Genomic DNA, 14,613 nt, shown 5'->3' with positions numbered 1-14,613 from the left:
CCCCCGTGGCCGGGCGTCGAGCGCCGGCCAGGACTCGAACCTGGGCCTCCACCGTGGAACGGCGGCGTGCCAGCCAACAGCACTTCCAGCGCGACCGCGTGCTATGCACGCGCAGTGCCAGATCGTAGCCGTACACCCGGCCTACGGCGAGAGGTGCTGGCGACTTCCGATCTTGCCGTGGCCGGGCGTAGCCCACAGTAGATCTATCGGGCCGCAATGTTCTACAGTGACCCCGCACCCAGCGCCAGAGGGCAGGAGGAGGACGAGGTGGCCAGGGACTACACCTACGCCGAGGCCGCGGCGAAGCTTCGCATCGCGGAGACCACCCTCCGGCGCTGGGTGTCCAAGGGCCGCATCCCCTGCCACCGGCTCGGCCGCAAGGTCCGCTTCACCGACGAGGACCTCGAAGCCGCCTACCAGGCGTGCCCCGCCCTGGCCGGGCGCCGCTGACGTGGGGCCGCCGGATGAGGTCACTCCCTCAGCTCGTCGTTCCCAGCCGACCCGATGCGGGCACCTGCAGGCGCCGCCCCACCTCACACCCCCTAGACCGTCCTAGGAGGATCGGTCGCCGACGCGCCGCGAGCCACCGCCCCCACCCCACCGGCACGCCGCCCACTGCTGGTTCCTACTCCGCTTGATGAGCTACGCGGTCCCCGACTCACTGTCTACGGACGGTGAACTCTGGCCGGCGACGCTGCGGCAACATCCGCTTCTGCCGAGTTGTGCGGGGCTTGGCGCCCCGACTGCCTCACGCGGCCGATCGGCGGCCGCCACCCAGAAGCCGATCCGACGCTCTCATGCTTGACCAAGTGAAAGGCTATAACTTACTGTTGCTTACAGTAAGTTATAGTAAACGAACGAAGGGGTGCAGATGAAGGTAGGTGGCCGGGACTTCGACCTCACGAAGCAGGAGGTGGAGGCCCGCATGATGGGTGAGGATCCTGAACTGATTCAGAAGCACATGGTCGAGGTCAACGGGCAGATGTTCCCGCCCAAGCAGGTCCTCGGGCACGTCACTGGATGGGACCGCACAACGTTCACAACCATGGAGGCGCAACGCGTACTGACCCGGATCGGGTTCGTGTGTACGGAGGCGCGTGCAGGGCGGATCCGGGAAGCAGGCCAGTTCATCATGGACGCCGTCCGCGACTCAGTTCAAGAGACGATGAGCGACCACGGTGACGCACATTTCGCACACGGGTTCAGGTCGGCCGCCGGCATCGCGCTGCGGCAAATCCAGAAGAGGCTCGATGACTTGAGGGAGCAGATGAAGGGCAAAGGCCTCAGCCAGGCTGAGCAAGCGGTCTACGCCCATCTTGACGAGCTCAAGTCCGAGATCGAAGCCGATTGCGAACGCTTCTGGCGAGGTAGCGGCGTGGACTGGCGTCCACTCAAGCCTGTGGCCAAGGCTGTCATCCGGCGCACCGACGAAACGAGGTCATCGCCGAGGCGCCAGACTCGCGAGCGATAAGCCCCGCCGGGAACCACCGAACGTGGCTTCCCGTGCCTGCGAACGCGGCAACCCTAATCAACCTCGCCCCCCGCGCCTCTACGCCGCCAAAGAAACGTACGCCCTGGCATCCGGATCTGCCGCGATCCGCCCGCTACGGATGGTTACGTGCACGGCGCGATCCAAGCCGGCCTGACCGCCCAGCTGGTCCTGCCGGCTGGGCCTGCCAGACTTCCGACCTTCTCGGCTAGGAGGCCGCTCCGTAACAGCGCTTGCGTTCCTGCTCCCACAGTTCGTCGTCGCTCAGCGAGGCATACTCGGGCCGCATCTCTCGGGCCAAGCCGTAAAAACCCGAATTCGGTCGGTCGGTGCTACGGGAGACGACCAGTGCGCTCCACAGCGGCTCGCCTTTGTCGAACGCTCGACGGGAGACCTTGTCGAGTGGCTGGCTCAGGAAGTCCGGCCTGGTGTCCACCCGCTTCGCGAGGGGGCCATAGCCGATCAGTCCCTTCGCTGTAGCGACGCCGAAAAGGATGTCCGCGATACGGTCGACCCGGTCGACCTCGAACGTCTCAGGCATCCGGTCACGGTAGAGCAGGTCTGGCCCGTGGCGGTTCAGCTGATCCGCCACACTTGTGGCCACCGAGGTACTTCGAAGCGGCCTGATCTGCCGCTGACAACGCGTCGAGACGACCAAATGTGCCGAGAGTAGAGCGACGCCCAGCTCGGGCGTGGGGTCTGGCGGGGCGGTCAGTCGCGTCGCAACTGGCGGGCACCGGCGGCGGCGATGGTGGTCACCAACAGCAGGCCGGCGGCGATAAGGGCGTAGGCGAGCCAGACCGACGCCCCACGTGGTTGGAACGCTGACTGCTGCCCAAGGTCAATGACCGGCAGGATCAGGTCCAGCGTGTATATGGACGCGACGAAGTCGGGCGCCTTGCCGGGCTCGACGGCCAGGGGTGGATGCAGCCCGAACATCATGGTGCCAACGACGAGCAGGGCCGCAAGCCATCCGGCGGCCCTGATCGGTCGGTAGCCGTATCCAACGGTCAGGTCCTGCAGATGCCCCCACAGCCGTCCTGGCAGGGCAAGGATGTCACGCCGGTGGCGCTCACCGGCGAGCAGGACAGTACGCGCAACGTCGTCGCGGCCCGCGCTGCGATACATCTGCGCCAACTGCGTGTACGCCTGAGGCCGGAATCCGTGTGGGTCCAGCCGCAGCCACCGCAGCCGGTCAGCCCCGTTATCGAGCTCGGCCAACGTTTCGTACGTCAGCCCGTCGAGGTGCAGGGCCGACGGCCAGGTCGCCGGGTCGTCACGCAGCAGCCCGATCCGCGCATGGCTCAGATCCACGACGCCACCGGGTGGCTCAGCGGGCAGCAACACCAGCTCCCGGGCGACAACGTGGCGGCAGTCCAACGCGGTCCTCCCGGGAGGGACGGTCAGCGTGGCCCGCTCGAAGCACAACCGGCTGTTGATCTCGGCATAGCGCAAGCGGACCGTGCCGTTGGCGGTGAACCCGTCACAGAGGTCGGCGTTTGCGCCGACCCGCAGGTCTTCACCGGAGAGTGCGACGCCATCGGGATTCTCGAGGACGGCGCCTTCCCAGCGCAGAGAACCACCGACCTCTGCGTTGTTGAGCCGCAACGTGCCCCGGCAGGTGAAGCCGTGCTGAGCGAGCACGTCGGTGCCAACGCGGAGCCAAGTGCCATCGAGCGCCGTCACCGGGCCGGTCAACTCCGCCCCGTCAAGTATCAGAGCGCCGCCGATCTGCGCGCCCACCAGACTGATCTCGCCGGTGCTCTGGCAGCCGGTCAATTCGAGGCTCGCATCCAAGGTCACCATGGAGGCCATCAGGCCAGGCATGGCTGACCTGTGGAGGCTCAACCGTCGCAGGTGAGAGCCGAAGACATTCATCCGCTCGTCAAACCGGCACTCATGCAGGCTGATTGGCACCATGATGTCGGCATGCTCCAGCTCCAGCGCACCAGTGATATGCGCGCCGGTCAGCTGCAATGCCGGCAGGTCACCGGCCTCAACCGCAGCGCCGCCCAACAGCAGGAACCGAATCACCTCGCTGCGGACCACCCGGTCCCGCCGACCCCGTACGTCCACCGGGGTCCCGGTGCCGAACGCGTCGACCGCCGCCCGCTCCGTGTCGCTGACATCCGCTATCCGCATCACGGGATTGTGGAGCACAGGCCAACAAACCGGTATGGCCAGACCGGCCGGCCGACGACACGACACACCGTCATGGCTCCGCGATTAGCGCGGTCATGCCAGTGGTCGGATGGTTGGGTCCGTTAGAGCGCGAGGTTCGATCCCCAGCGCCGGCAAACCGACAAACGCCCGCACGTGCCGCAGCGCGGCAGCACTTCGTCACCTTTCGGATTCAGCGTGCGCACCTATCATGTCTGCCATGGAGCGCGACCTAGCTGATCTTCGTTGTTTCGCTGCGTTGCTCGAAGCTCATCGCCAGTGGGAGTCAGAGACCGGCCAACGGGCCAGCCTCAAGGCGCTGCGGGAGTGGCTGTGGTTCTACTGGCAGGCACCTCGGCGGCCCCAGCCCTTGGTTCGCAATAAGTATCCGGCATTGATTCCGTGGTCCATGGCCGCAAGGCAGGTCATCAGCGGCAGCATCCCTGGCGGTTTGGTGATCGAGCACCGCGAGCCAATCAAGCTGGTGATCCGCGAGCTGTTGGACCAGTCACCAGTCGACCTTGGTCACCTCCGCAAGGTGCTGGATACGCGGCTTACCTGCTGTGTGATCACCAAAGAGGAGGATCGGGCGGTCACCAAGGCCGGATACGGTACCGCCAAAGTGCCTGGCGCTGGGGACGATCCATGGGCACGCTACCGGGCTGCTGGAATCGATCCCGACACCTTCGCTCCGCTGACGCCCTGAGCGCCAGCTCAGCAGCCGAACGAGCGTCGCTGCCGGGCACCGTCCATCCCGTGCCCGGCAGCAGGCGAGATCAGCCGCGGGTTGTGACGGCCAGACCCCGGCCTAACCGCCCGGCGGCCGTCAGCTCGTCGACGCCGAGGAAGCCTCCGACGATCTGCCGCACCGGCTCGTGGTGCCGTCGGGTCGCGTGCACGTAGACGTTCATCGTCGTGGTCACGCTCGCGTGCCCGGCCATCGTCCGCAGCGCGGCCAGGTCGACGCCCTCCGTGGCCAGCAGCGTCAGCAACGAGTGCCGCAGCCCGTGCATCGTCATCCGGCGCGGCAGGCCCTTCTCACGTGCCAGGTCGCGGATCTTCACCCACCGGTCCGTGTAGAAGTCCTCGTACCGCCAGTGGTTGCCGCGCGGCGCCACGAACACAAACTGCCGCCCCGGCTCTCGGCTGGCGGCGGCCACCCGGTCGGCGACCGTCCGCATCACCGACGCCGGCAGCGGCACCTCCCGGTAGCCCTGCTTCGTCTTCGGCTTGGGCTCGACCACCCACCGGCGGTTCACCTTCCGCAGGACCTGCACGATGGACACCGTGCCCCGGGCGACGCTCACCGCCCTCGGCGGCAGCGCCGACACCTCGCCCCAGCGCAGCCCGGTCGACAGCTTGCACAGCAGCAGGTCCGCCGCCTCCGGGTCGACCGCGTACGCCGCCTCGAGGAACAGCCGGGCCTCGTCGGGGCTCTCCAGGATGTCCCGCTCGGCGCGCGGGCCCTCGGGCAGCGGCAGGCCGTCCATCGGGTTGGCCGTCCGCACGGCGGGCTCGCCGTCCTCGCCGGGCCGGCACGCCGCCTTGAAGATCGGCACCACGGACTCGCCCCGGATGTTGGCGATCGTCTTCGCCGAGAGGCCGGCGTCGCGCAGGCCCTGCTGCCACTCGCGCATCTCGCGCCGGGTGATCTCGACGATCGGCCGGTCGCCCAGCCGCGGGAAGACGTGCTTCTCCAGGCGCTCCCGGTACTTGCGCACCGTCTCCGGGTGCGGCTTCACCAGCTGGCCCAGCCACTCCTCCGCGTACGCGCGGAAGGTCAGCGGCTGCTCGCCGGGCTCCGGCGCCGGGGCGGCCACGCCGGCGGGAAGGAGCTCGGCGAAGCCGTGCTCGGCCAGCTGCTCCGGCCTCGGCATCCGCTCCCCGGCGGACTCGACCAGCGTCCTGAACCGCTTGGCGTCGGCCAGGTACTCGAACGTGCGGCTGCTCCACGGGTTCTCGCGGCGGCCGCCCTCGCGCCACTTCACCCGCCACCGGCTGCTCTTGCCGTCCTTCGTGGTCCTCTTCTCGACTGATGCCACCGTTCCTCCACGTGAACGCGGCGGCCTCGCCCCGGGTCCTGTGGGCTCTGCCGCCGACGCACCTGTATGCGCAACAGTGGGACCGTAACCGTCTCGCCCGACCGGCACAAGATCGCCCCGGCTGCGGGGCTCGTCCAGGCCCGTGTTCCCACGGTGTTCCCACGGCGGCATCAGCCCAGGAAACGACGAAGGCCGCCAACCTGAGTAATGCCAGGTCAGCGGCCCAAAGCCTGCGTGTTCGATCTTGTGTCCGAGGGGGGACTTGAACCCCCACGCCCTATACGGGCACTAGCACCTCAAGCTAGCGCGTCTGCCATTCCGCCACCCGGACTTACTCGTCCAGCCTACCGCGCCGACCTGGGGGATCTCATCACCCGTAGGCCGCTCTGGCGGGCCGCACGAGGAGTTACTGTACACGGCCCGGGTGGATCATGCACATCGGCTTCCGGCCGGTGCGTCCGCGCAGGTCGGGCCAGTCCACGACGCGGGACGACCGACGCCGACCGGTGGGCCCGGGTGGCGTCCGGCGGGTCCGACCCGGCAGCATGACCACGTGTCCCATCCCTCTCCCCTGGCCGCCGTCCAGCACCGGGCCCTCGCCCTGCGCGCCGCGGGCGATCTCACCGCCGCCCGCCGGTTGCTCGCCGACGCCGTCGGATCCGCCCGGCCGCCGTACGGCAAGGATCACCCGGATGTGCTGAGCACCGCGCACCTGCTGGCCCGCCTGCACCGGGAGGCGGACGACCCGGGCGCCGCCCGCCGGACGCTGGAGGAGGCGTACGCCGCCGGCGAGCGACGCTGGCCGCCCGCCGACCCGCTGATGTTGGCGCTCTCCTTCGAGTTGGCCGCAGTAGCGCACGAGTTGGGCAACCGGCACGAGGCGCGCCGCAACTACAGCCTCGTCGCCGCCCTGGGCCCCGCCGTGCTCGGTGTCGAGCACCCGGCCGTACGCACGGCCCGGCAGTATCTCGGCGATGCCGCTCCCGCCCCTCAGCAGCCCGCGCCGGGCGCGCGGCCGGGCCTGTCGGCCCTGTCGGAGCCGACCATCTCGCTGGCCGCCCTTTCCACCGCGTGGCGGCCCCACGAGCCGACCGCGATCCCCCAGCCACCCCGGTTTCCGGCCGCACAGACCCCGACGGTGCAGCCTCCGGCCGCGCAGCCGCCCGCGCCTCAGGTGACCGCCGGCCCATCCACGGCACCGCCCGCGCCGCCGTACCACCGGCCGATCCCGCCGCCGCCCACCGTTCCGGCTCCGCCGGGCCCGGTTCGGGCCACCGCCACCCCGCCGCACACCCCCGCGCCCCCGTACCCGCCGCACACCGGCGCCGCGCCGGTGCCACACCAGCCGCCGGCCCAGCCCTACCCGGGTCCGCCGCATGCCGGCCGGGTGCCGCCCCCGCCGGCAGTGCCCGCGCCGCCGCACGCCACCCCGGTGCCGCCTCCCCCGGCGGTACCCGTCCCGCCGCACACCGGCGCCGCCCCGGTGCCGCCCCGGCCGGTGGTGCCCAGCCCGCCGCACAGCGGATGGGCTCCCCCGGCCCCGCCCGTCGTACCGAACCCGCCGCACGCCGCCCGGGTCCCGGCTCCGCCCGTACCGCCGCACGCCGCCGCGACCGGACAGGCCGCTCCGCACGCCGTCCCGGCGCAGCAGATCCCGCCGCCCCCGGTGGTCCTGGCACCACGCGCGCCGTCGGCGTCGGCCCGGGCCGCCGTCCCCTCACCGCCGGTCCCCCCACCACCGGTCGTGCCACCGCAGCCGTCGACCACCGCCCCGACGCGGCCACCGCACGTCCCGCCGCCTCCGGCGGTACCGCCGCGCCACGCCAGCGGTACCGCAGCGCCGCCGCAGTCTCCGTGGGCCCCTGCCCCTGCCTCGGCGCAGCCGTCCACGGAGCAGGCTCCGGCGGCGCCCGCGCCGCAGAGCCCGCCTCATCCCGCCGCACCGGCGGCCGAAGGCACCTCCCCGTCCGCCCCCGCCGCCAGGACGATCCCGCCACCACCGCCGATCCCGCCGCACGTGGCGCGCGCCGTCTCGTCTCCCCCGCCTACGGCGGCGCCGGGCCCGCGACACGCGGCGCCTCCCGCCACCGCCGCCGTGTCGGTGCCACCCACGCCGCCCGCCATCGCGCCGTCGCAGCCGGGCCCCGCCGCGCCACCGCGGCAGCGGACGGCCCACGAGGCGACGGCCGACGCCACGCCCTCCACGGCACCGGAACCCACCACCGAACCGGCCGCGTCCCCGGCATCCGGCGGTCGGCCGACCGCGGCACCGACGTCCGGCGACAGGACGCCGACACCCCCCACCCCGCCGTCGGTCCCCACCGCGGCACGCCCGACGCCCGACGCCGAGGCGCCGCGTCCGGCCGTGCCGGACGACGCGGCGCCGGCCGGGCCGGAGACGTCGGAACCGTCGACGCGCGGTCCCAGGTGGGACAACCCCACGATCCAGGTACGGCAGATCGAGCCCCTGCTCGCCGAGGAGGCCGCCCGCGCCGCCAACGCGAAGCAGGCCGAGGCCGCTGCGGGCACGTCGGCCGCCACCGCGCCGCCCGGCGCGTCGGAGGCCGCCCCCGCCTCACCCGGGACGTCGGAAGCAGCCGCAGCGCCGCACACGCCCGCGCCGACGACACCGGTCAGCGCCCCGCCCACAGCTCCGGTCAGCGCGACCCCCGTGAGTACGCCCCCCGTCAGCTCGCCCCTGGTGAGCGCACCACCTACACCACAGGTCAGCGTGCCGCCCGCGCCCCCCGTCAGCGCACCACCTGTCAGTGCGCCGCCCGCGCCCCCGGTCAGCGCACCGCCCGGGCCGGTCCGAGCGGTCAGCCCGCCCCCACCGCCGCCGGTCAGTGCACCGCCCGCGACCCCGCGGCAGACGATCCCGGCCCCTCCGGTGATCCCCCCGCCGCCGCGCGTGCCGGTCACCGCCTCACCGCTGTCACCCCCACCGGTGGTCCCGCCATCGGTCAGCGCACCGCCGGTTCCCCCGGTCAGCGCGCCACCGGTCAGCGGACCGCCGGTCAGCGCGCCTCCCGGGTTTCCACCCGTCAGCGCACCGCCGCAGTCCTCGCCTCCCGTGAGCGGGGCACCGGCGCCGCCGTGGAGCATGACCGCTCCGCCGTGGAGCAGCACGGCTCCCCCGCAGGCGCTGACCGGGCCGGCGGCCACCGGGAGCGACCGCGACCAGGACGTCGAGGACGAGCCGGACCAGGAACCCGCGCTGGAGCGGGAGCCGGGCCGGGAGCAGGGGACCGGCGAGCAGGGGACCGGAGAGCAGGCGCCGGCGTACCTCGACATCGACGAGACGTTCCCCATGAAGGAGGTGCCGTCGCCGTCCACCGCGCCCGGGCCGGCCCACCATGTGCCGGCCTTCCCACCGCCGGCGGCGTACCCGATGGTCGCCGAGCCCGAGGAACGCGGCCGGAGCCGGACGGCGGTCGTCGTCGCCGTGGTCGTCGCGGTCCTGGCCCTGGCGGCGCTCGTCGGGGTGGGCGTGCTGGTGCTCAGCCGGGACGCGGCGCCGCCCGCAGGGCCCGCCACACCGGCCGCCTCGACGACCGCAGCGGCCTCGCCGAACGCGGCCGGCCCGCCGCCGGGCGACCTGACGCTGCGGGACGACTCGGCGACGATCACCCTGAGCTGGACGGACCCGGCGCGCGGCGGCGTGCCGTTCATGGTGGCCGGCGGCCGGGCCGGGCAGAAGCTGGGCGTGATGGCCACGGTGGACCCCGGCCAGACCAGGTACACGGTCAACGGGCTCAACTCGCGGGTGGACTACTGCTTCACGGTGCTGGCGGTCTACTCGACGGACTCGTTCGCCACGTCAGGGCAGGTCTGCACCGAGCGGGAAGGCGACACGCCAGCGACCTGAGGCTGCCCCCCGGCGCGGCGCGCACGCTCGGTGTCCACAGCGGGACAGCGCGGGTTCCCCCGCCCCCGGCCGGGCCATATGATGGCACCCGGCTCAGGGGAGGGTCGCCGGTCAGGCGCGCCACCTGCCAGGACAACATGGGAGGCAGCCGGTAGTGGCCACCATCGACGACGCCGCGAACTCCGGCGGCCCACGGCCCCGCTCCCGCCGGATGCGGGGCGGTCTGGTCACCATCGGGACGGTGGCGGCGCTGCTGGCCGCGATGGGGCTGACCGTCCTCGGTCTCGGCGCGGCGGACAACGCGGTGGCGAGCTACGACGCGAGTTCCTGGCTGTGGAGCACCGCGCGCAGCGAGATGGCCCGGGTCAACGGGGTCACCGCGCGGGTCGACACCCGGGTCGAGATCCCGGCCGCCCGCCGGCACCCGATGCAGGTCACCCAGACCGACCGGCTGCTGATCCTGCGGGACCTGAACACCGGCCAGGTCAGCTCGCTGGACCTGGCCACCCTGCAGATCACCGCGACCACCCGCACCACCCCGGGCCTCGGGGTCAGCGTCGCCCTGCACGAGGACGCGGCGTTCGTCGTCGACGCCGTGCAGGGCATCGTCCGGCAGCTCGACCCGCGGTCCCTGACGCCGGTCGGCGAGCCCGTGCGCTACCCGCCGGGCATCACCGGCGGGTCCTTCGACGGCGAGGGCCGGCTCTGGATCGCGGTGCCCAGCGAGGGCACCGTCTCGGCGATCACCGCCGCCGCGCTGCCCTCCGCGCCCGCCTCGGCCGCCGCCGGGGCCGGCCTCAGCCCGAAGCAGGTGGAGACGTACGACGTCGCGGAGGCCAGTCACGAGCTGGTCGTCTCCACCCTGGACGACGGCGTCGCGGTGCTCGACCGCACCGCCGGCGCGCTGGTCACCGTGCAGCGGGGCCAGGTCCGTCCGACGCCGCTGACGATGAGCGCCCCGGGCGCGCTGCCGGCGCGGACCAGCGGGCCGGCGGTGCCGGTGACGGTGCCCAGCGAGCGGCGGGTGCACGTGGTCGGCGACGGCGGCGAGGTGCGCGCGTTCACCGTGCCGGGCACGGGCGACCGGCTCAGCCCGGCGGTGGCGTGGGCCGGCCGGTTCTACTGCGCCGACGAGGCGTCGGGCACGGTCTACGCCTTCGACGCGAACGGCCAACTGGTCGACACCATCCGCGGCAAGGGGACGGGGCCGCTGGAGCTGGAGGTGCGGGAGAACCACCTCTTCGTCAACGCCCCCGACTCGGCGACCGCCCGGGTGGTGGACGACAAGCACCAGGTCCGCGAGGTCGACAAGTACGCCAACGACGTGCTCGGCGGCGACCCGCCGCCGGCTCCCACGCCGCCGCCCCCGCCGAAGAAGCCCAAGGTCGGCAAGCCGGGCGCACCGCGCAGCGTGACCGCCGCCGCCGGCAACGCGCAGGCCCGGGTGAGCTGGCGGCCGGCCCCGAACAACGGCGCGGAGATCACCCGGTACGTGGTGGAGGGCGCCGGCCAGCGGGTGCAGGTGGGCGCCAACCAGCGGGCCGTGGAGATCAAGGGCCTGACCAACGGCGAGACGTACCGGTTCTCGGTGCACGCGGTCAACGCCAAGGGCGACGGCCCGGCGCGGACCAGCAACCCGGTGACGCCGACCGCCGAGGTACCCGACCCGCCGGCCAGCGTGACCGCCCAGGAACGGCCGGACGGCACGGTGCTGGTGCGCTGGCCGGCGGCGAACGGTCAGGGCAACACCATCGCAAAGTACGTGGTCACGGCCACCTCGGCGGGCACCAACGCGCCGGCCGGCGAGTCCCGCAAGACGGAGCTGGTGGTGCCGGCCGGTGAGCTGGAGTACGGCACGCAGTACGCGTTCACCGTCGTCGCCGTCAACGACCGGGGCGCCGGCTCGGCGGCCTCCCCGGTGAGCAACACCGTCGTGCCGTACGCGGCGCCGGACCGGCCCGCCGACCTGCGGGCGACCACCGTCGCCGACCGGCCGGGCACGGTCGCGGTGCAGTGGTCGCCGGCCGGGGCGAACGGCCGCCCCGTAACGAAGTACCTGGTGGACGTGGGTGGGCGCACCAGCGAGGTGACCGACACCCGGGCCACCGTGGACGGGCTGGGCAACGGCCAGAACGTCACCGTGAAGGTGAAGGCGGTCAACGAGGCCGGCCCGGGCCCGGAAGCCACCGACACGGCCCGCACGGTGGCCGAGCCCCGCATCACCGTGACCGGCTCGTCGGCGACCGCCACCTCCGCGACGGTGACGTTCACCGTGGACGCCGGCGGCGGCAAGGCGACCTGCTCGCTGAGCACGAACGGCGAGCCGACCAAGACCGGGAACTGCTCCGGCATCACGATGACGGGCCTCACCCCGGGCACGGTGTACACCTTCACCGTGACCGCGAGCAACGCCGCCGGCAAGAGCACCGCCAGCCGCGCCCAGGCGACCGACGCGCTGTACGGAATCGCCACCTGCCGCAACGGGGCCTCCGGTCCGGAGGCCACCTACTGCAACCAGGACGTGGATGGCCGCAACGGCAACGAGGTCTTCTCGGTGCCCCGTCAGGACAACAACCGGCAGGTCGGCTGGGCGGAGCCGGGCACCCGGCTGAAGGCGTACTGCAAGAAGCAGGGCGAAGAGGTCTACGCCTACATCTACAACAACCACAAGCGCAGCACCTGGTGGGTGCAGGTCGAGTACAGCGGGAAGAACTACATTCCCTGGGCCTGGCTCAACCTCGAGGGCGGCGACAACATCAACGTCCTGCCCACCTGCTGACCACCCAGGCAAGGAGCACCACCGACCGTGAACACCCACGAGCCGCTCACCCAGCCGGAGGTGCAGGGCTTCGCCGCCCTCGCCGCCCGGCTGGCCGAGAACGTCAACGCGGTCGTGCTGGGCAAGCCACAGGTGGTCCGGTTGGCGCTCACCGCGCTCTTCGCCCAGGGACACGTGCTGCTGGAGGACGTGCCCGGGGTCGGCAAGACCACCCTGGCCCGGGCCATCGCCGCCACCGTGAAGGGGCAGTGGCGGCGTATCCAGTTCACCCCCGACCTGCTCCCATCGGACGTGTCCGGGGTGACCATCTTCAACCAGGCCACCCGGGGCTTCGAGTTCCACCCGGGGCCCGTGTTCGCCAACATCGTCATCGCCGACGAGATCAACCGGGCCTCGCCGAAGACGCAGTCGGCGCTGCTGGAGGTGATGGAGGAACGCACCGTCACCGTCGACGGCGTCCGGCACCCCGTGCCGCAGCCGTTCCTGGTGGTGGCCACCCAGAACCCGGTGGAGATGGACGGCACCTACCGGCTCCCCGAGGCCCAGCTCGACCGGTTCCTGGTCAAGCTGTCCGTCGGCTACCCCGACGAGGCGGTCGAGGTGGAGGTGCTGCGCGGCGCGACGGTCCGCTCCCCCGAGGCGCTCACCGCGGTCACCGACACGGCCACCGTCGGGGAGATGGTCCGCATGGCCCGCCGGGTCCACATCGCCGAGCCGCTCTACACGTACGCGGTGCGGCTGGCCGCGGCCACCCGCGCCCACCCGCAGGTGCGCGTCGGGGTCAGCCCCCGGGGCGTGATCGCCCTGACCAGGGCGGCGTGCGCGTACGCGCTGATCGACGGGCGGGGCTGGATCATGCCGGAGGACCTCAAGGCGCTGACCGAGCCGGTCTTCGCACACCGGCTGCTGCTCACCCCGGACGCGCAGGTGCGCGGGGTGACCGCCGCCGAGGTGCTGCGTCAGGCGGTCGCCTCGGTGCCGGTGCCGCTGCCCTCGGGCCAGCCCGCCCCGGTCCAGGGCTGACCGGCAACGCCGGTGTCCGCGCTCACCGCCCGAGGCGTCGGGCTGCTCGTCGCCGCCGTCGTGCTGCTCGGCGCCGGCTTCCGCTTCGCGTACCCGGAGCTGACGCTGCTCGGCGCGGCCGCCGGCACCGCCGTCGGCTACGCCCTGGCGACCGCGGCCTGGCGGCCCCGGCTGGAGGTGACCCGCAGCGCGGACCCGGACCGGGTGGCGCGGGGCGAGCCGGCCGCGATGACGCTGACCGTACGCAACGCCGGCCGGCTGCCGGCGGCGAGCCTGGTGGCCGAGGACCGGTGCGGGAACCGGTCGGTCCCGGTGCCGCTGCTGCGGCTACGACCGGGCCGCGACACCACGGTCCGCTACGACGTGCCGACCTCCCGCCGCGGGGTGGTGCCGGTCGGACCGCTGCGGGTGACCCGGCGCGACCCGCTGGGCCTGGTGGCGCTGGCCCGCCCGTACGGCGGCACGGTGCCGGTCTGGGTGCACCCGCGCATCCATCCGCTGCACGCGGTGCCCACCGGGGCGGGACGCAGCCTGGACGGCCGGGTGGACAAGGTGCCGCACGGGTCGATCACCTTCGACTCGCTGCGCGAGTACGTGGTCGGTGACGAGCTGCGCCGGGTCCACTGGCGCACCAGCGCCCGGGTCGGCGAGCTGATGGTGCGGGAGAACGTCGACACCAGCCTGCCCCGGATCGTGGTGCTGCTGGACAACCGGGCGGTCGCCCACCCGGAGCGGGTCGACGGGGTAGCCGAGTCGTTCGAGTCGGCGTGCGAGGCCGCCGCCTCGGTCGTGACCGCCGCGGTCCGCGAGGACCTGCCGGTGATGCTGCTGATGGTCGCCCCGCAACCGTCCGGGCCGGACACCACGGGCGACGAGACGGGGCACGGCCGCGGGCCGCTGGACCGCCTCGCGGCGGCACAACTCGCCGACGACGACGTCCTCCAACCCGCCACCGCCCGACTGCGGCGGGAACGGCTCGGCGACACGCTCGTCTTCCTCACCGGTCCGGGCGGCCGGGGCGACCTCGGCGCGGTGGGCGCGCTGCGCGCCGCGTACCCGTCGGTGGTGGTGGGGATCTTCGCGGCGGCGGAGCCGGCACCGTCGGGCGCGGCCGGCCTGGTGGTGATCGACGCCCCGGACGGCGCCGCATTCGCCGCCGAGTGGGACGGGGTGCGCAGATGGTGAGGGCGACCGGCGGAGTCCGCGACGGCACGGCGGCGCCGCCGCTGGCCGACAGCGGCGGCCAGGCCAC

Annotated in this window: 11 protein-coding genes, 2 tRNA genes and 1 pseudogene; 8 read left to right on the top strand and 6 right to left on the bottom strand. The window is 72.9% G+C overall.

The annotated features are described in order from the left end of the window. Positions 1–19: 19 nt before the first annotated feature. Positions 20–92 (bottom strand) — tRNA-Gly (locus ACZ6O2_RS25440). Between the two features lie 124 nt (positions 93–216). Between ACZ6O2_RS25440 and ACZ6O2_RS25435 the strand changes: the two genes are divergently transcribed. Together ACZ6O2_RS25435 and ACZ6O2_RS25430 are read left to right on the top strand one after the other, a co-directional pair. Continuing rightward, on the top strand, positions 217–450 hold the full coding sequence (locus ACZ6O2_RS25435; protein ID WP_466024563.1) for a helix-turn-helix domain-containing protein: 234 nt from the start codon (positions 217–219) through the stop codon (positions 448–450). A gap of 415 nt (positions 451–865) precedes the next feature. Beyond that, positions 866–1,471, top strand: coding sequence for a hypothetical protein (locus tag ACZ6O2_RS25430; protein ID WP_466024562.1), 606 nt, complete (start codon positions 866–868; stop codon positions 1,469–1,471). A 226-nt stretch (positions 1,472–1,697) separates the two neighbouring features. On the opposite strand, the gene ACZ6O2_RS25425 is transcribed toward ACZ6O2_RS25430, so the two are convergent. Further along, positions 1,698–2,030, bottom strand: a complete 333-nt coding sequence (locus ACZ6O2_RS25425; RefSeq protein ID WP_466024561.1) for a hypothetical protein — start codon at positions 2,028–2,030, stop codon at positions 1,698–1,700. A 170-nt stretch (positions 2,031–2,200) separates the two neighbouring features. Then, a complete protein-coding gene (locus ACZ6O2_RS25420) occupies positions 2,201–3,631 on the bottom strand; it encodes a hypothetical protein (RefSeq protein ID WP_466024560.1) in 1,431 nt (476 codons plus the stop codon). Between the two features lie 238 nt (positions 3,632–3,869). On the opposite strand from ACZ6O2_RS25420, the gene ACZ6O2_RS25415 reads away from it, so the two are divergent. Next, a complete protein-coding gene (locus ACZ6O2_RS25415) occupies positions 3,870–4,355 on the top strand; it encodes a hypothetical protein (RefSeq protein WP_466024559.1) in 486 nt (161 codons plus the stop codon). 70 nt (positions 4,356–4,425) lie between these two features. Here the strand turns inward: ACZ6O2_RS25415 and ACZ6O2_RS25410 are convergent, their stop codons facing one another. Next, positions 4,426–5,691, bottom strand: a complete 1,266-nt coding sequence (locus ACZ6O2_RS25410) for a tyrosine-type recombinase/integrase (protein ID WP_466024558.1) — start codon at positions 5,689–5,691, stop codon at positions 4,426–4,428. Positions 5,692–5,938: 247 nt separating this feature from the next. Further along, positions 5,939–6,022, bottom strand: a tRNA-Leu gene (locus ACZ6O2_RS25405). Between the two features lie 222 nt (positions 6,023–6,244). Here ACZ6O2_RS25405 and ACZ6O2_RS25400 point away from each other — a divergent pair. After that, a pseudogene (locus ACZ6O2_RS25400) lies at positions 6,245–6,683 on the top strand (tetratricopeptide repeat protein); the annotation flags it as partial. 937 nt (positions 6,684–7,620) lie between these two features. Here ACZ6O2_RS25400 and ACZ6O2_RS25395 read toward each other — a convergent pair. Next, complete coding sequence (locus ACZ6O2_RS25395) at positions 7,621–8,796, bottom strand: hypothetical protein (RefSeq protein WP_466024557.1); 1,176 nt, start codon at positions 8,794–8,796, stop codon at positions 7,621–7,623. Between ACZ6O2_RS25395 and ACZ6O2_RS25390 the strand changes: the two genes are divergently transcribed. From ACZ6O2_RS25390 to ACZ6O2_RS25375, 4 genes are all read left to right on the top strand, one after another. Next, positions 8,795–9,559 (top strand): fibronectin type III domain-containing protein, encoded by a 765-nt coding sequence (locus tag ACZ6O2_RS25390; protein ID WP_466024556.1) that lies wholly within the window; start codon positions 8,795–8,797, stop codon positions 9,557–9,559. The two genes, ACZ6O2_RS25395 and ACZ6O2_RS25390, sit on opposite strands and share 2 nt — an antisense overlap. Before the next feature lie 154 nt (positions 9,560–9,713). After that, positions 9,714–12,338 carry a fibronectin type III domain-containing protein gene (locus ACZ6O2_RS25385; protein ID WP_466024555.1) on the top strand — a complete coding sequence of 875 codons (2,625 nt, stop codon included), beginning with the start codon at positions 9,714–9,716 and terminating at the stop codon, positions 12,336–12,338. A gap of 27 nt (positions 12,339–12,365) precedes the next feature. Then, complete coding sequence (locus ACZ6O2_RS25380; RefSeq protein WP_357700432.1) at positions 12,366–13,361, top strand: AAA family ATPase; 996 nt, start codon at positions 12,366–12,368, stop codon at positions 13,359–13,361. A gap of 12 nt (positions 13,362–13,373) precedes the next feature. Further along, positions 13,374–14,546 (top strand): DUF58 domain-containing protein, encoded by a 1,173-nt coding sequence (locus ACZ6O2_RS25375; protein ID WP_466024554.1) that lies wholly within the window; start codon positions 13,374–13,376, stop codon positions 14,544–14,546. Positions 14,547–14,613 lie beyond the last annotated feature (67 nt).

It is taken from the genome of Micromonospora sp. NPDC048040, assembly GCF_055587185.1.
Note: the sequence above shows the minus strand (reverse complement) of the source record. Positions and strands in the feature narration are given on the sequence as shown.